16 protein-coding genes are annotated in these 16,769 nt (G+C 72.0%); 12 read left to right on the forward strand and 4 right to left on the reverse strand.

What is annotated here, in order from left to right:
* Positions 1-38: 38 nt before the first annotated feature.
* The 3 genes from DRV85_RS08935 to DRV85_RS08945 all read left to right on the forward strand — a co-directional run bounded on the left by DRV85_RS08935 (position 39) and on the right by DRV85_RS08945 (position 4,028).
* On the forward strand, positions 39-527 hold the full coding sequence (locus DRV85_RS08935) for an RNA pyrophosphohydrolase (RefSeq protein ID WP_113289091.1): 489 nt from the start codon (positions 39-41) through the stop codon (positions 525-527).
* A gap of 70 nt (positions 528-597) precedes the next feature.
* Positions 598-1,029 carry a DUF2267 domain-containing protein gene (locus DRV85_RS08940; RefSeq protein ID WP_113289092.1) on the forward strand — a complete coding sequence of 144 codons (432 nt, stop codon included), beginning with the start codon at positions 598-600 and terminating at the stop codon, positions 1,027-1,029.
* Positions 1,030-1,100: 71 nt separating this feature from the next.
* Entirely contained in the window at positions 1,101-4,028 is a 2,928-nt protein-coding gene (locus tag DRV85_RS08945) for an error-prone DNA polymerase (RefSeq protein ID WP_113289093.1), read from the forward strand.
* Positions 4,029-4,184: 156 nt separating this feature from the next.
* On the opposite strand, the gene DRV85_RS08950 is transcribed toward DRV85_RS08945, so the two are convergent.
* Both DRV85_RS08950 and rbfA read right to left on the reverse strand, forming a co-directional pair.
* Complete coding sequence (locus tag DRV85_RS08950) at positions 4,185-4,925, reverse strand: phosphodiester glycosidase family protein (RefSeq protein ID WP_113289094.1); 741 nt, start codon at positions 4,923-4,925, stop codon at positions 4,185-4,187.
* Positions 4,926-4,930: 5 nt separating this feature from the next.
* Positions 4,931-5,326, reverse strand: coding sequence for a 30S ribosome-binding factor RbfA (rbfA, locus tag DRV85_RS08955; RefSeq protein ID WP_113289095.1), 396 nt, complete (start codon positions 5,324-5,326; stop codon positions 4,931-4,933).
* Between the two features lie 82 nt (positions 5,327-5,408).
* Here rbfA and dapB point away from each other — a divergent pair, with 82 nt between their 5' ends.
* On the forward strand, positions 5,409-6,227 hold the full coding sequence (gene dapB, locus DRV85_RS08960; RefSeq protein ID WP_113289096.1) for a 4-hydroxy-tetrahydrodipicolinate reductase: 819 nt from the start codon (positions 5,409-5,411) through the stop codon (positions 6,225-6,227).
* Between the two features lie 95 nt (positions 6,228-6,322).
* Positions 6,323-6,679 carry a dihydrodipicolinate reductase gene (locus DRV85_RS08965; RefSeq protein ID WP_113289097.1) on the forward strand — a complete coding sequence of 119 codons (357 nt, stop codon included), beginning with the start codon at positions 6,323-6,325 and terminating at the stop codon, positions 6,677-6,679.
* Between the two features lie 4 nt (positions 6,680-6,683).
* On the opposite strand, the gene DRV85_RS08970 is transcribed toward DRV85_RS08965, so the two are convergent.
* Positions 6,684-7,682, reverse strand: coding sequence for a type I glyceraldehyde-3-phosphate dehydrogenase (locus tag DRV85_RS08970; protein WP_113289098.1), 999 nt, complete (start codon positions 7,680-7,682; stop codon positions 6,684-6,686).
* An 89-nt stretch (positions 7,683-7,771) separates the two neighbouring features.
* Entirely contained in the window at positions 7,772-7,951 is a 180-nt protein-coding gene (locus tag DRV85_RS08975; RefSeq protein WP_113289099.1) for a DUF1674 domain-containing protein, read from the reverse strand.
* A 65-nt stretch (positions 7,952-8,016) separates the two neighbouring features.
* On the opposite strand from DRV85_RS08975, the gene DRV85_RS08980 reads away from it, so the two are divergent.
* The 7 genes from DRV85_RS08980 to DRV85_RS09010 all read left to right on the forward strand — a co-directional run bounded on the left by DRV85_RS08980 (position 8,017) and on the right by DRV85_RS09010 (position 16,736).
* The gene (locus tag DRV85_RS08980) at positions 8,017-9,306 is read left to right on the forward strand and encodes an RsmB/NOP family class I SAM-dependent RNA methyltransferase (RefSeq protein WP_113289100.1); all 1,290 of its coding nucleotides are present in this window, start codon (positions 8,017-8,019) and stop codon (positions 9,304-9,306) included.
* A gap of 90 nt (positions 9,307-9,396) precedes the next feature.
* Positions 9,397-11,160 (forward strand): heparinase II/III family protein, encoded by a 1,764-nt coding sequence (locus tag DRV85_RS08985; protein WP_233495450.1) that lies wholly within the window; start codon positions 9,397-9,399, stop codon positions 11,158-11,160.
* Between the two features lie 20 nt (positions 11,161-11,180).
* Positions 11,181-12,770 carry a bifunctional phosphoribosylaminoimidazolecarboxamide formyltransferase/IMP cyclohydrolase gene (gene purH, locus DRV85_RS08990; RefSeq protein ID WP_113289102.1) on the forward strand — a complete coding sequence of 530 codons (1,590 nt, stop codon included), beginning with the start codon at positions 11,181-11,183 and terminating at the stop codon, positions 12,768-12,770.
* 103 nt (positions 12,771-12,873) lie between these two features.
* A complete protein-coding gene (gene lspA / locus DRV85_RS08995; protein ID WP_113289103.1) occupies positions 12,874-13,353 on the forward strand; it encodes a signal peptidase II in 480 nt (159 codons plus the stop codon).
* Between the two features lie 48 nt (positions 13,354-13,401).
* A complete protein-coding gene (locus DRV85_RS09000; protein ID WP_113289104.1) occupies positions 13,402-13,920 on the forward strand; it encodes a DUF3035 domain-containing protein in 519 nt (172 codons plus the stop codon).
* 81 nt (positions 13,921-14,001) lie between these two features.
* Positions 14,002-15,399 (forward strand): M16 family metallopeptidase, encoded by a 1,398-nt coding sequence (locus tag DRV85_RS09005; RefSeq protein WP_113289105.1) that lies wholly within the window; start codon positions 14,002-14,004, stop codon positions 15,397-15,399.
* Positions 15,396-16,736, forward strand: a complete 1,341-nt coding sequence (locus tag DRV85_RS09010; RefSeq protein ID WP_113289106.1) for a M16 family metallopeptidase — start codon at positions 15,396-15,398, stop codon at positions 16,734-16,736. Before DRV85_RS09005 ends, DRV85_RS09010 begins: the two co-directional genes overlap by 4 nt.
* Positions 16,737-16,769: the final 33 nt, after the last annotated feature.

The raw sequence follows: 16,769 nt of genomic DNA on the forward strand, positions 1-16,769 counted from the left end.
AAAAATCTTCGAAGGAGATTTTTCGAACGGAGCGAGCGATGACCCCTGACGAGATCGAACGCCTCCCCTACCGCCCCTGCGTCGGAGTCATGCTCGTCGACGCCGGGGGCAGGGTCTTCGTCGGCCAGCGCATCGACAATCCCGGCCCGGCGTGGCAGATGCCCCAGGGCGGCATCGACCCCGGCGAGAGCGTCGAAGAGGCCGCGCTGCGCGAACTCGGGGAAGAGACGGGTCTCTCGCCCGACCTGGTGCGTATCGAGGCCGAAAGCCCCGACTGGGTAACCTATGATCTGCCCCACGACCTCGTCCCCAAGATCTGGGGCGGTCGCTACAAGGGGCAGAAGCAGAAATGGGTGCTGATGCGTTTCCTCGGCACCGACGACCAGGTGAACATCGCCACCGAGCATCCCGAATTCTCCGCCTGGCGATGGATCGCGCCCGAGGCGCTGCCGGGCGTGATCGTGCCCTTCAAGCGTCAGGTCTACGAGGAGGTGCTGGCGCAGTTCTCGGACACGCTGCGCGGCTGATCGCCGGGAACGGCCCCGCCGCCGCGGGCGTTGCCCTTGCCGGATACAGGAACGCAAGGGAGGCCGAGCGATGACCGACAATACCCCCTCCGTCCTCGACCGGACGATGCACGAGACGCACGAGTGGCTCAACGAACTGGCCCAGGCCACCGGCGGCGACAAGCAGGAGGCCTACCATGCGCTGCGCGGCGGCCTGCATGCGCTGCGCGACCGGATGACGCCGGACGAGGCCGTGCATCTCGGCCAGCAGTTGCCGCTGCTCATTCGCGGAATCTACTACGAGGACTGGAAGCCCTCCGCGACGCCGCACAAGGAGCGCTCGCGCGAGGCCTATCTCGACTTTGTCCGCGGAAAGCTCGATCAGGACGGCAGCAGCGTCGATCCCGAGACCGCCGTCAAGGGCGTCTTCACCCTGCTGAAGATGCATGTGGACAAGGGCGAGCTGGGCCATGTGGCCGATCAGCCGCCCGAAGAGGTGAACGCGATGATGAAGGCCGCATGAGCGCGGGTCGGGCGTCCTCGCGATGCTCGACTCCACATGAGAACAAAAGGTGAATATACTCGCGACTCGCCATGGTCGCAGAGCTTTCGATCACCTCGAACTTCACCTTTCTCACCGGGGCCTCGCACCCCGAGGAATACATGCAGCGCGCCGCGCTCATGGGGCTTTCGGCCATCGCGGTGGCCGACGCGAACTCGGTCGCCGGCATCGTCCGCGCCCATACGGAGGCGCGCAGGATCGCCCGCGAGGTGGCGGAGATCGAGGCGCGCGCACATGACGGCCGGTTCATCGGCCCGCCCGCGCCGCCCGATCTGCCGCCGCCCCCCTCGGCCAACATCCGCAACGTGCCGCGGCTGATCCCCGCCGCGCGGATCGTGCTGTCCGACGGGCCGGACTTCACCGCGCTCGCCGCCACGCGGGCGGGCTGGGCGCGGCTCTGCCGGCTCATCTCGCGCGGGCGGCTGCGCGCGCCCAAGGGCGACTGCGCGCTCCGCATGGAGGACGTGCGGGAGGGGATGGAGGGGCTGGAGCTTCTGTTGCATCCGCCGGCCCGCGCGCTCGACTGGCCCGCGGACTGGCGGCGACAGGCGGCCCGGCTCGCGCGGCGCTTTCCCGGGCAGATCCACCTCGCCCTCGCGCCGGTCTATGACGGGCAGGACGCCCGCCGCTTCGCCCTCTGGGCGGCGGAGGCGGCGGCGCTCGACCTGCCCACGCTCGCCACCGCGCGGCCCATGATGCACCACGGCCGCCGCCGGCGGCTGGCGGATGTGCTGACCGCGATCCGCACCGGCACGCGGGTCGATGCGCTGGGCCGCGCGGCACTCGCCAACGCCGAGCAGCGGCTGCGCACGCCGGCCGAGATGCGCCGCCTGTTCCGGGGTCACGCGGACGCGGTGGAGCGGACCGAGGCGCTGGCCGCGCGCTGCACCTTCGCACTCGACGAGCTGCGCTACGAATACCCCTCGGAGGTGGCGGAGGGCGAAAGCGCCTCCCAGCGGCTCGCCCGTCTCGCCCGCGAAGGGCTGCGCTGGCGCTACCCCGACGGCGCGCCGGAGCGGGTGACAAGGCTGATGGCGCATGAACTCGCCCTGATCGCCAAGCTGAAGTACGAGCCCTATTTCCTGACCGTGCGCGACGTCGTGGCCTTCGCCCGCTCGCGCGGCATCCTCTGCCAGGGGCGGGGATCGGCGGCGAACTCGGTGGTCTGCTACTGCCTGGGCATCACCTCCGTCTCGCCCGAGATCGGCACCATGGTCTTCGAGCGCTTCGTGTCAGAGGCGCGGGACGAGCCGCCCGACATCGACGTGGATTTCGAGCACGAGCGCCGCGAGGAGGTGATCCAGTGGATCTACGAGCGCTACGGCCGCCACCGCGCGGGCCTCTGCGCCACGGTGATCCACTACCGCGGCAAGCGCGCGATCCGTGAGGTGGGCCGCGCCATGGGGCTTTCCGAGGACACGGTCGCCGCGCTCAGCTCGCAGCTCTGGGGTTTCTACGGCATGAGCGGCACGGAAGCCGAGCGCCTGCGCGAGATCGGCCTCGACCCTTCGGACCGGCGCCTGAGCCAGACGATGGAGCTGATCGACGAGATCGTGGGCTTTCCCCGGCACCTCAGCCAGCACGTCGGCGGCTTCGTCATCACCGAGGGCCGGCTCGACGAGCTCTGCCCGATCGAGAACGCCAGCATGGAGGACCGCACCGTCATCTGCTGGGACAAGGACGACATCGACGCGCTGGGCATCCTCAAGGTGGACGTGCTGGCGCTCGGCATGCTGACCTGCCTGCGCAAGGCCTTCGACCTGATGCGTCAGCACCACGGCGCGGATTACACGCTGGCCACCCTGCCGCAGGAGGATCCGGCCGTCTACGACATGCTCTGCCGGGCCGATTCGCTCGGGCTCTTCCAGGTGGAGAGCCGCGCGCAGATGAACTTCCTGCCGCGGATGCGCCCGCGCTGCTTCTACGACCTGGTGATCCAGGTGGCGATCATCCGCCCCGGCCCGATCCAGGGCGACATGGTGCATCCCTACATCCGGCGCCGGAACGGCGAGGAGCCCGTCACCTTCCCCTCCGACGCGCTGGGCGAGGTGCTGGGCAAGACGCTGGGCGTGCCGCTCTTTCAGGAACAGGCGATGCAGATCGCCATCGTGGGCGCGAACTTCACCCCGGAAGAGGCCGACCAGCTGCGCCGCGCGCTCGCCACCTTCAAGAAGCACGGCAACGTCGGCGAGTTCCGCACCCGCTTCCTGCGCGGCATGGCGGCGAACGGCTACGACCGCGACTTCGCCGAGCGGTGTTTCAGCCAGATCGAGGGCTTCGGCAGCTACGGCTTTCCCGAAAGCCACGCGGCGAGCTTCGCGCTGCTGGTCTATGCCTCGGCCTGGATCAAGCGGCACCACCCCGGCCTCTTCGCCTGCGCGCTCCTGAACGCGCAGCCCATGGGCTTCTACGCGCCGGCGCAGATTGTGCGCGACGCGCGCGAGCATGGGGTCGAGGTGCGCCCCGTCTGCATCAACATGAGCTACTGGGACAACGCGATGGAGCCCGACGGGAAGGGCGGCCTCGCCCTGCGGCTGGGGTTCCGCCAGATCCGCGGGTTGCGGGAGGAGGACGCGGCCTGGATCGCGGCGGCGCGCGGCAACGGCTACCGCACGGTCGAGGACGTCTGGCGCCGGGCGGGCGTGGCGCCCGGCGTTCTGGCCCGGCTGGCCGAGGCCGATGTCTTCGCCGATCTGGGGATCCCCCGGCGCGAGGCGCTGTGGGAGGCCAAGGCGCTGCGCGCGCCCGCGCCGCTGCCGCTCTTCGAAGGCCAGATGGAGGGCGAGGGCATCGACGAGCCCGCCGCCCATCTGCCCGCCATGACGCTGGGCGAGGAGGTGGTGGAGGATTACGTCGCCATGCGGCTCACGCTGCGCGCGCACCCGGTGGCGTTGCTGCGCGACCGGCTGACCCCGCCCGAGGCCTGGGAGCGGGGTGCGCCGGCCGTGGCCGGCGCCTGACCCGCCGCCGGCGCCAGGCAGCGGGGGGCGGCAGGGGGGCTGTCTGCCCCCTCGGCGGCTTCGCCGCCTCACCGCCCGAGGATATTTCGCTCCAAGAAGAAGGACCGGGTCGTGCGGTCGCCGCGAGGGGTCTGCGCGACGCGCGGCTCCCGCGGCTCAGCCCGCCGGCTCGACCACGCCCAGGATCGGGCCCATCGGGCGGCCGAAGTCCGACCGGCCGAGGGAGGGGGCGTGCAGGCGCGAGACGTTGCCGTCGAGGTAGAGCGCCTGCGGCAGCCGCAGCACGTCGCGGAAGAGACGGCCGAATTCGTGGAAGGTGACCGGCACCTCGGAGATCGCCATCACCAGCCGATCGCCGTCGGCGCTGGTGCCCACGCCGTTGCGCACGTAGCGCGAGGTCGAATCGGGCAGGAAGCGCGGGTGCAATTCGCCGTCGATCACCAGCATCGGTCCCGACTGCGTGGCGAAGCGGCAGGCGGGCGCCGCCTTTTCGAAGCGGCGCGTCTCGATCACCTCGGCGCGGCCGTCGCGCAGGCAGAGCACCCCGTTGGGCAGCAGGCCGAAGTTGCCGGGGCCCGGGGAGGTCACGAGATGCATCGTCTGCCGGCCTTCCTCGACGTAAAGCCCGACCGGCGAGCGGTCCTCGTGATACATGCCGGCGTTCATCGCCGCGCCGAGCCGCAGGCCCTGCGCCGCGAGCGCCGCGTCGAGCGTGCCGAAATGCCCGTAGGGCCGGCCCTCGGCATCGGTGTGGAAGAGCCGCAGCGCGTCGCGCGCCGGATAGACGTCGCAGATCGTGTAGGGGCGGCCTTCGTGCGCGATGCGCCGGCACTCGGCCGCACCCGCGGGCAGGGCCAGGCCGAGCGCCAGCGCCGCCGCGAGCAGGGCGCGCAGCATGTGCCCTACTCCTCGATGTCGCGCCGCACGTCGGGCTGCGCGAGCAGGCGGCGCGTCTCGTCCATGCGGTCGAAGCTCTCGTCGATGCGGAAGCGCAGCTCGGGCGCGAATTTCAGCTCCAACCCCTTGGCCACCTGGCGCCGCAGCTCGCCGCGGTTGCGGTCGAGAAGCTCCAGCGCCTCTTCCCGGTCGCGCCCGCCCAGTGGCAGGACGAAGGCGGTCGCCACCTTCAGGTCCGGCGAGGTGCGCACCTCGCCCACGGTGAGCGACAGGCGGTTGAGATCGGGATCGTGCACGTCGCCCTTCATCAGCACGTCGGACAGACGCCGCCGGATCAGCTCGCCGACGCGAAGCTGTCGCTGGCTGGGGCCGCTCTGGCCGGAGGATCGGGGTCGCGCCATACCCCCCACTTAAGGCCGCGCGCAGGCTTTGCCAAGCGGCGGCGGCTGCGCTACTGCAGGCGCCGGGAACGGAGGGATCGACATGGCGGATCTGCCGGGAATCGTGGTGACGGGCGTCTCGGGGCGCATGGGGCGGATGCTCGTCGAGACCCTGCGCGACAGCGCACAGGCGCGGCTGATCGGGGCGCTGGAGCGTCCGGGCCACGACTGGATCGGCCGCGACCCGGGCGAGGCGATGGGGGGCGCGGCGCTCGGCGTGACGGTCACCGACGATGCGCTCGAGGCCTTCGCACGGGCGCATGCGGTGATCGATTTCACCACCCCCGAGGCGACGGTCGGTTACGCCGACATCGCCGCGCAGGCGCGGCTCGTCCATGTGATCGGCACGACGGGCATGGACGAGGCGCAGCTCGCGCGGATCAAGGCCGCCGCGCGGCATGCGACGGTGATCCGGGCGGGCAACATGAGCCTTGGCGTCAATCTGCTGGTGCAGCTCACGCGGCGTGTGGCGGCGGCGCTCGATGCCGACTTCGACATCGAGATCGTCGAGGCGCATCACCGGCACAAGGTGGACGCGCCCTCGGGCACCGCGCTCATGCTGGGCGCGGCCGCGGCCGAGGGACGGGGGGCGATCCTCTCGGAAGTCGCGGATCGCGCGCGCGACGGCATGACCGGCGCGCGGGAGCGTGGCGCCATCGGCTTTCACGCCCTGCGCGGGGGCGACATCGTGGGCGAGCACGATGTGATCTTCGCGGGCGAGGGCGAGCGCATCGTGCTGCGCCATGTGGCCACCGACCGCGCGATCTTCGCCCGCGGCGCGCTCAAGGCCGCGCTCTGGGGACAGGGGCAGGGCCCGGGCGCGTTCGACATGGTCGATGTGCTGGGGCTGTCGGGCCTCTGATCGGCGAAATCCCGCGCATTCGAGCGAAAGTCTTGATTTGATGCAGGCGCGGCGCATCTTCCCCCGCTGGAGCTAACCGAGGGGACAGAACCGCCATGCGCATGTTCGCCGCCGCCGCGCTCGCCGCCACGACGGTCTCCGCCGCGCCCGCCGCGGCCGATTTCGCGCGGATCCAGAACGAGACCCAGTTTCGCGAGGTCGTCCAGGGGCGCACGCTCGCCTATCCGCTGGTCCGCCTGCGGGTCACGCCGGATGGCCGCATCACCGGCACAGGCGCCGGCCGCGAGGTCTCGGGCCAGTGGCAGTGGCAGGACGGCCTGTTCTGCCGCGATCTCTACTGGGGCGAGCGCGAACTGGGCTACAACTGCCAGACCGTCGAGGTGCGGGGCGACACCGTCCGCTTCACCTCGGACGCGGGCGAAGGGGATCACGCGGATTTCCGGCTGCGCTGAGACCTCAGCCGCGCGCCGCCATGCGGCGCACCACGTCGAGCATCCGGCAGGAATAGCCCCATTCGTTGTCGTACCAGCCGAAGACGCGCAGCAGGCCGGTCGCGTTGACCGAGGTTTCGGGTCCGGCCATCACGACCGACTCGCAGCGCCCGCGCAGATCCGACGAGACGAGCGGGGCGTCGGTCCAGCCGAAGACCGGCCCCTCCCGGGCGGCCGTGCGCAGACGATCGTTGACGGCCTCCGCCGTCACCGGCGCGCTCGTGGCCACGGTCAGGTCGATGCAGGAGACGCTCGCGGTCGGCACGCGCAGCGCGCGCGCCTCCACCCGGCCCTCGAGATGGGGCAGGACCGTGCCGATGAGCTTGCCTGCCGAGGTGGTGGTGGGAACCATCGACAGCGCCGCCGCGCGCGACCGTTCGGGCGTGCCGCGCGGCTTGTCGACGGTGGGCTGGCTGCCGGTGTAGCAATGCACGGTCGTCATATGCCCGCTTTCCACACCCCATGTCTCGTCGAGCAGGCGCAGCAGCGGCGCGAGCGCGTTGGTGGTGCAGGAGGCGTTGGAGACGACGGGCTGATCGGCCAGCGCGTCTTCATTGGCGCCAAGCACCACCGTGAGGTCGGCCGCCGGAGAGGGGCCGGAGATCAGCACGCGCCCGGCGCCGGCCGCGAGGCCCTGCCCGGCCACCTCGCGCGTGGTGGCGCGGCCCGTGCATTCCAGCAGCACGTCCACGCGCGACAGATCGAGCGCTGAGATGTCGGAGGCCTGCGTGAGCGGAATGCGATGCGGGCCGGTGACGAAGGCGCCCCCGTCCGCCGCCACCGGGTCGGGCCAGGGACCGAAGACGCTGTCGTAAGCGAAGAGATAGGCGAGCAGGTCGCCTGCCTCGATGTCGTTGACGTGCACGAGTTCCACGCCCGGCGAGCCCGACAGGATCTGGCGGGCGAGCGTGCGGCCGATGCGGCCGAAGCCGTTGATCGCCACGCGGATCGGGCGGTCTGTCATCTCAGCTCCTTGCGCGGCATGCTCGATCAGGCCTCGCGGCCTTCCTCGCGAGGACGCCCGTAAGGGCGGACGAGCGGCCCCGCGCGATTTCAGAAATCGATGGCGAGGCCCTTGCGTTCCCAGTCGCCGTAACGCACCGGCTCGGGGCCGTCGCGACCGCCGAGTTCTGGCGGCAGCTCCAGCGCCCTGGCCGTCCTGCGCCGCTCCTCGGCTTCGGCGAGTGCGCGCTGGGCTGCCGGCGGCAGCTCTTCGCGGGTATTGTCCGTCATGGCCTTCCCCTGCTCTGCTCCGGCTGATATAGCGCCGCTCCGCTCCGACGCCAAGCAGGTCACCCATGTCCCGACGCCCGCGCCCCGCCGGCCGCGAGGGCCAGCCGGCCCGCCGCGCGGCGCTCTCGCTCTTTCTCGCCGTGCTCGAGGAGCGCCGCACGCTCGACGAGGCGGAGCCGGCGCTGCAGGGCCTCGCGCCGGAGGCGCGCGCGCGGGCCCGGCGTCTGGTGGCCGAGACCTTCCGTGGGCTTGCTCGGGCGGATGCGTTGCTCGCGCCGCACCTGCGGCGCAGGCCGCCCGCCGCGGCGCTCGCGGCCCTGCGGCTGGGCACCGTGGAGCTCGCGCAGGGTGGGGCCGCGCATGGCGTCGTCAACGACTGGGTTCAGATCGTCGCGGGCGCGGGCCGCAAACCTGCCGCCGCGCGCGGCATGGTGAACGCGGTGCTGCGGAAGATGGCCGCAGAAGCGCCCGAGAGATGGAAGACCCTGCCGGTGCCGGAGATGCCCGCCTGGCTGCGCGGGCCGGTGGCGGAGGCCTGGGGCGAGGCGGCGGCCGCGGCGATCGAGGCGGCGCATCTCGCCGGCGCGCCGCTCGACCTCACCGCGAAGGGCGATCCGGCGGCGCTGGCCGCGCGGCTGGGCGCCGAACTGCTGCCCACGGGGTCGCTGCGGCTGCCGCGCGGGGCGCAGGTCTCGGCGCTGCCGGGCTTCGCCGAGGGCGACTGGTGGGTGCAGGACGCGGGCGCGGCGCTGCCGGCGCTGGCGCTCGCGCCACGGCCGGCCGAGCGGGTGCTCGATCTCTGCGCCGCGCCGGGCGGCAAGACGATGCAGCTCGCCGCGGCCGGCGCGAAGGTGACGGCGGTGGATCTCTCGGCTGCGCGCCTCGAGCGGGTGTCGCAGAACCTTGCGCGCACCGGGCTGTCGGCCAGGTTGCTGGCCGAGGACGCGCGCGCGCACCAAGGCGGCCCCTACGAGGCGATCCTGCTCGACGCGCCCTGCTCGGCCACCGGCACCATCCGCCGCCACCCGGAACTGCCCCATATCCGCGACGGCAGCGGCGTCGCGGCCTTGTGTGCGTTGCAGGCGGAGCTCGTCGATCACGCGGTGCAGCTGCTCGCGCCGGGCGGGCGGCTGGTCTATTGCACCTGCTCGCTCCTGCCGGCCGAAGGCGAGGCACAGGCAGAGGCGGCGCTGGCGCGTCATCCGGGGCTGCGGCCCGATCCGGAGGCGCTCGACCTGCCTGGGATCGAGACGGACTGGCGCGTGCCGCAGGGCCTGCGCCTGCGCCCCGACCACTGGGCGCAGCGCGGGGGCATCGACGGCTTCTTCATCGCCGCGTTTCGCCGCGTGGCCTGAGGCGCGCAGCGCCACCGCGGCGACTCGCCTGACGGTGACTTCATGCCGCGCCGCAGCTATCATCGCACGGAACGGACCGCGCGGGCGGGAATGGGGCAGACGAGCAGACAACCGACAAGGCGCCGGGCCGTGCGATATGCGCGGCTGGCGAACCGCTATCATGCCTGGCGGGCGAGCCTCGGCCGGCCGGCGACGGGGTTCGTGTCGCAGCCGGAGCCGCGCACCATCGGGAACCCGTCGCGCGGTCGGCAGCTGATCGCGGGGAACCTGATGTTCGCCGGGCATCTGGTCGAGGCACCGGAGGCCGATCTGTGGGATATCGAGGTGCCCGACGCGGCCTTCATCGACGAAACGCACGGGTTCGGCTGGCTCGACGACCTGGCGGCGACAGGAGACACCGCGGCGCGGCGACTGGCGCAGCGCTGGCTCGACGGCTGGATCGCGCGCTACGGGCGCGGGCGCGGGCCGGGCTGGAGCCCGGAGCAGGCCGCCCGACGCATGACGCGATGGCTGCATCATGCGCTTTTCCTGCTGCACGGGCAGTCGCCCGAAGGTCAGGCGGCGTATTTCCGCGCGCTCGCGACCCATGCGCGCTTCCTGGCCCGGCGCTGGCGCAAGACGCCGCCGGGCCTGCCGCGCTTCGAGGCGCTCTGCGGGCTGGTCCAGGCGGGGCTCGCGCTGGACGGTCTGCAACGGCTTCTCGCTCCGGCGGTCGGCGGGCTAGAGCGCGCGTGCCGAACGCAGATCGACGCCGATGGGGGGCTTGCGACCCGCAACCCAGAAGAGCTGATGGAAGTGCTCAGCCTGCTGACCTGGACCGACGCTGCGCTGCGTGCCGCTCACCGCGAGGCCGGTCCCGAGCATCGCGGAGCCATCGCCCGGATCGCGCCGACCCTCCGCAGCCTGCGCCACGCGGACGGAGCGCTCGCGCGGTTTCACGGGGGCGGAGGCGGCGCGGAGGGGCGTCTCGACGCCGCGCTGGCCGCGTCGGGCTCGCGCCGGTGGCGGGACGACGGGCTGGCGATGGGATACGCGCGGCTGTCCGCCGGCCGCACGACCGCAATCATAGACGCCGCGCCGCCGCCCCGCGGTGACGCGAGCATCGGCGCGCATGCCTCGACGCTGGCCTTCGAACTGACCTCCGGCCGCCGGCCGGTCATCGTGAATTGCGGCTCCGGCGCGAGCTTCGGCCCCGGATGGCGACGCGCCGGGCGCGCGACACCGTCGCATTCGACGGTGACCCTGGAGGGGCTGTCGAGCGCGCGGCTCGAAACCTCCGCGCCGGACGGCCGCTCGGACAGGGCGCCGCTCCGGGTGGCGCCGGCACGTGTGCCGGCCGTGACCACGCGTTCCCCCGAGGGCTGGATGTTCGAGGCGGGCCACGACGGCTATGTCGCCGAGTTCGGCCTCACCCACGCGCGCGTGCTCGAACTGTCGGCCGACGGGCGAACTCTTCGGGGTCAGGATCTCCTGCTCGCGCTCGAAGATGCCGACAAGCGCCGCTTCGACCGGGCGCTCGACGCCGGCAAGCTGCGCGGCATCGCCTGGCAGGCGCGGTTTCATCTGCATCCCGACACCGATGCCGAACTCGATCTCGGCGGCACCGCGGTCTCCATCGCGCTGCGCTCGGGCGAAGTCTGGGTCTTTCGCGGCGACGCGGCGGCGCGACTGTCCCTCGAGCCGTCGGTATATCTCGAGCGCGGACGGCTCCGGCCGCGTGCGACGCAACAGATCGTTTTATCCGGCCGCGCGCTGGAGTATGCCTCGCGCGTCCGCTGGTCGCTGGCCAAGACGGAGGACACCGCGCTGGCGGTGCGAGACCTCGCCTTCGGTGCGGCGGACGCCCTTGAATGACTGTCCGGAGACGCCTGCCCATGTCCGACCTCGTCCCCCTGCGCCGCGCCCTGATCTCGGTCTCCGACAAGACCGGCCTTGCCGACCTCGGTCAGGCGCTGGCCGCACGCGGGGTGGAGCTGCTGTCCACCGGCGGCACGGCGCAGGCGCTGCGCGAGGCGGGATGCGACGTGACCGATGTGGCCGAGGTGACGGGACTGCCCGAGATGATGGGCGGTCGGGTCAAGACCCTGCACCCGGCGATCCACGGCGGGCTGCTCGCGCTCCGCGAGGATCCGGCGCATCTGCAGGCGATGGAGTCGCATGGCATCGCGCCCATCGACCTTCTGGTGGTGAACCTCTACCCCTTCGAGGCGACCGTCGCCGCCGGCGCAGACGACGCGGACGCGATCGAGCAGATCGACATCGGCGGGCCGGCGATGATCCGCGCCGCGGCCAAGAACTACGCCCATGTCGCCGCGGTGGTGGACGTTGAGGACTATGCGGCGCTTCTGGCGGAGCTCGACGCGCAGGACGGCGCCACCTCGCTCGCCTTCCGCCGCGCGCTGGCGCTGACCGCCTTCGGCCGCACGGCGGCCTATGACGCGGCGGTGAGCGGCTGGATGGCGGAGACGCTGGGCGTCTTCGCGCCGCGGCGGCGGGTCGTCGGCGGCAGGCTGGCGCAGGAATTGCGCTACGGCGAGAACCCGCACCAGCGAGCGGCCTTCTATGCCGAGACGCATCCCGCGCCCGGCGTCGCCTCGGCGTCGCAGTTGCAGGGCAAGGCGCTCAGCTACAACAACATCAACGACACAGACGCGGCCTTCGCGCTCGCCTCCGAATTCCCGCCCGGGGACGGCGCGGCCTGCGTGATCGTCAAGCACGCCAACCCCTGCGGCGCGGCGCGCGGCGCCTCGGCGCTCGAGGCCTATCAAAGGGCGCGCGACTGCGACCCGGTGAGCGCCTTCGGCGGCATCGTGGCGCTGAACGTCCCGCTCGACGCCCGGACGGCGGAGGCGATCCTCGAACTCTTCACCGAGGTCGTCATTGCGCCGGGCGTGGACGACGAGGCGCAGACGCTCTTCGCGCAGAAGCCCAATGTGCGTCTTCTGATCGCGCCGGGCATGGCCGACCCCGCCGCGCCGTCGCTCGCGGTGCGGCAGGTGGCGGGCGGCTGGCTCGTTCAGGACGCGGACACGCGGCTGGTCGCGCCCGGCGATCTGAAGACGGTCACGGCGCGCGCGCCCTCGGAGGCGGAGATGCGCGACATGCTCTTCGCCTGGGCCGTGGCGAAGCACGTGAAGTCGAATGCGATCGTCTACGCGAAGGGCGGCGCGACCGTGGGTATCGGCGCGGGCCAGATGAGCCGCGTGGATTCGGCCCGCATCGCCGCGGAGAAGGCGCGCGCCATGGCCGAGGGCCTGGGCCTCGCGGAGCCGCCCACCGTGGGCGCGGCGGTGGCCTCGGACGCCTTCTTTCCCTTCGCGGACGGGATCGAGGCGCTCGCCGCGGCCGGCGCGACCGCGGTGATCCAGCCCGGCGGCTCGATGCGCGACGCCGAGGTGATCGCGGCGGCCGAGGCGCACGGGCTCGCGATGGTCTTCACCGGGGAGCGGCATTTTCGTCACTGAGCGCCGGGCAAAGGGGGCGCTGCCCCCGCCCGGCTGCGCCGGACTCCCCTTGGGGTATTCTTGGCAAGAGGAAGGACCGAAAGGTGCGAGAAGGGGCTGAACGGTGCGGCTGATGGCCTGGGTGACGGCGGCGGTCTTCGTGATCGACCAGGCACTGAAATACTACGTCGTGCATGTTCTGGCGCTGGCGCAGGTGCGGGCGATCGACGTCTGGCCGCCTTTCCTGAACCTGCGCATGGCCTGGAACACGGGGATCAACTTCGGGCTCTTCGCGGGCGGTTCGGATGCCGCGCGCTGGGTTCTGATCGGCCTCGCGCTGGCGATCTCGGCGGCGGTCGCGGTCTGGATGTGGCGCGACCCGCCGGGGCGCCTGGGCCTGATCTCGGCCGGGCTGCTCGTCGGCGGGGCGCTGGGCAATGTCGTGGACCGTCTGCTCTATGGCGCGGTGGCGGATTTCCTCAACATGTCCTGCTGCGGGATCGACAATCCCTTTTCCTTCAATGTCGCCGACATCTCGATCTTCGCGGGCGCCCTCGGGCTGGTGCTGTTCACCGGCGACGGGACGCGGAAAAAGGCCCCGTGACGCGCGCGGGAGGATCGGCTACATCTGCGCGCAGAGACGGAGGTGACGATGCGGGCGATGCGCGCGACGGTGTTCGGACTGGCGCTTCTGGGCCTTGCGGGGTGCAGCGGCGACGGCCGGCTGCGCGACCTGTCGAACCCGCCGGGCGGGCCCGAGGAGTTCGCCATCGTGCCGAACAAGCCGCTGCAGACGCCGCCCTCCTTTGCGGAGCTTCCGCCGCCGGCGCCGGGGCGCGCGAACCGCACGGACCTGACGCCCGGCGCGGATGCCGTGGCGGCCCTGGGCGGCGATCCGTCCCGGCTGACGGCCGCCGGCATCCCTGCCTCCGACGCCGCGCTGGTCGCGACCGCCTCGCGGTTCGGCGTGCCCGACAACATCCGCGCGCTGGTCGCGGCCGAGGACGCGGAGTTCCGCCGCGGCAAGGCGCGTTTCACCAATCTGCGGATCGTGCGGGTGGACCGCTACAATCAGGCCTACCGCAGCCAGTCGCTCGACGCTTTCGAGGCGCACCGGCGCTATCGCGCGGCGGGTGCGCGGACGCCCTCGGCCCCGCCGGAGCTGCGCTGAGCGAGGTCACAAAGACGTAGAAGCGCTTGACCCGGCGCCCCGCCTGCCCAGCTATGGAGCAGACCGGAACGGAGGTGAGACATGCGGCGGCTGGCGGTCGCGCTCCTGGCGCTCGGAACAATCGTGTGGACCGGCGCTGCGGCGGCGGCGGAAAAGGTCACGGGCTTCACGCTCGACAACGGAATGGAGGTCGTGGTGATCGAGGATCACCGCGCGCCGCTGGTGGTCCACATGGTGTGGTATCGCGCCGGTGCCGCGGACGAGCCTCCGGGGCAGTCCGGCATCGCCCATTTCCTGGAGCATCTGATGTTCAAGGGCACGGACGAGCTCGGGCCGGGCGAATTCTCGGCCACCGTTGCGGCGCAGGGCGGATCCGACAACGCCTTCACCAGTTACGATTACACCGCCTATTTCCAGCGCGTCGCCGCGGACCGGCTGGGCCGCATGATGCAGCTCGAGGCGGACCGGATGACCGATCTGGCGCTCGCCGACGAGGACGTGCGGACCGAACGCGGCGTTATCCTCGAGGAGCGCAACCAGCGGGTCGAGAACGAGCCGGGCGCGCTCTTTCGCGAGCAGACGGCGTCCGCGCTCTATCTCAACCACCCCTACGGCACGCCGGTCATCGGCTGGCGGCACGAGATCGAAGGATTGGACAAGGAGGCCGCCAAGGCCTTCTACCGCCGCTTCTACGCGCCCAACAACGCGATCCTGATCGTCGCCGGCGACACCACGCCCGAAGAGGTGCGGCGCCTGGCCGAAGAGCACTACGGGCCGATCCCGCCCAATCCCGAGGTCGGACCCCGCGCCCGGCCGCAGGAACCGCCGCATCTCGCGCCCCGGCGGCTCGTCATGGAGGATCCGCGCGTCGCGCAGCCCTACGTGCAGCGGCAGTATCTCGCGCCCGAGCGCGACCCGGGCGACCAGACGCGCGCGGCGGCGCTCGTGATCCTGGCGGAGCTGCTCGGCGGGGGGCAGACCTCGGTGCTGACGCGCAAGCTCCAGTTCGAGGAGCAGGTCGCCGTCTATGCCGGCGCCTTCTACGGAGCGACGAAGCGTGACGACGCACGCTTCAGCTTCGTCGTCGTGCCGGCCGAGGGCGTGACGCTTGGCGAGGCGGAGGCGGCCCTCGACGACACGCTCGCCGCGTTTCTGGAGGAGGGCGTGGACGCCGAACAGCTCGACCGGATCAAGTTCCAGCTCCGCGCCTCGCGGATCTACGAGCAGGACGATGTCGAGGCGCTCGCCAACCGCTACGGTCGCGCGCTGGCCTCGGGCCTCACGCTCGAGGACGTCGCGGCCTGGCCCGAGGTGCTCCAGTCGGTGACGGAGCAGGATCTGCTCGCCGCGGCGCGCGAGGTTCTGGTGCCCGAACGATCGGTGACGGGCTGGCTGACCACCGCAGAGGGCGGGGCGCCGGGGGCGAACGGCGTGCCGCGCGAGGCAGGCGCGGTTTCTCCCGAGGAGGTGACGCAATGATCGCCAGAACCTTCGCCCGCGTCGCCGCGGCCGCCGCGATCGCGGTCGCCGCCGCGTTGCCCGCGCGGGCCGCGGTGGACATCCAGGAGGTGACCAGCCCCGGCGGGATCACTGCCTGGCTGGTGGAGGATCAGAACATCCCCTTCGTCGCGCTCGAGATCCGCTTTCGTGGCGGCACATCGCTCGACGCGCCCGGCAAGCGCGGCGCCGTGCGTCTGATGACCGCGCTTCTCGAGGAGGGCGCGGGCGAGTTGGACGCGCAGGCCTTCGCGCGAGCGACGGAGGGGATCGCCGCGGATTTCGACTACGACGCGGGCGACGATGCGGTCTCGGTCTCGGCCCGCTTCCTGACCGAGACGCGGGACGAAGCCGTGACGCTCCTGCGGGCCTCGCTGGTCGAGCCCCGCTTCGACGCGGACGCGACCGAGCGGGTGCGGGCGCAGGCGATTTCGGCCATCCGGTCGGATCTTCAGGATCCCGGGGTCATCGCCTCCCGCGCTTTCGACCGGCTGGCCTTCGGCGATCACCCCTACGGCACCTCGCCGGACGGCACGCCGGAGAGCGTCGCGGCGCTCACGCGCGAGGATCTGGTCGCGGCGCACCGCGCGGCGCTGGCCCGCGACCGCATCTATGTGGGCGCTGCCGGCGACATCACCCCCGAAGAGCTGGGCGTGCTGCTCGACCGGCTGCTCGGCGATCTTCCGGCCGAAGGCGCGCAGCAGCCCGCCGACGTCTCGGTCGAGATGCCGGGCGGCGTCGAGGTCGTGGAGTTCGACACCCCCCAGTCTGTCGCCGTCTTCGGCCATGCCGGCATCCCGCGCGACCACGAGGATTTCTTCGAGGCCTTCGTGCTGAACCAGATCGTCGGCGCGGGCGGTTTCGAAAGCCGCCTGATGCAGGAGGTCCGCGAGAAGCGCGGCCTGACCTACGGCGTCTATTCCTATCTCGCGCCCAAGGACCACGCTGCGCTCTATCTCGGTCGTGTCGCCTCGGCCAACGACCGGATCGCGGAGGCCGTCGCGGTGATCCGTGACGAGTGGCGCAAGGTCGCCGGGGAGGGCGTGACGGCCGAAGAACTCGAGTCGGCCAAGACCTATCTCACCGGGGCCTATCCCTTGCGTTTCGACGGCAACGGTCCGATCGCCAACATCCTGGTGGCGATGCAGCTGGACGATCTGCCGATCGACTACGTCGAGACCCGCAACGACCGCGTGCGCGCGGTCACGCTGGAAGACGTCAATCGCGTGGCCTCGGAGCTTTTCGATCCGGAGCGCCTGACCTTCGTGGTGGCCGGTCAGCCCGAGGGGCTGGATTCGGTGGGCGAGCCCGCGCAGTGATCGGGCGGGCGCCCGTCAGGCGGCGCGGCGACA

Origin of the sequence: Rhodosalinus halophilus (assembly GCF_003298775.1) — a bacterium.
GTDB classification, from domain to species: Bacteria; Pseudomonadota; Alphaproteobacteria; order Rhodobacterales; family Rhodobacteraceae; genus Rhodosalinus; species Rhodosalinus halophilus.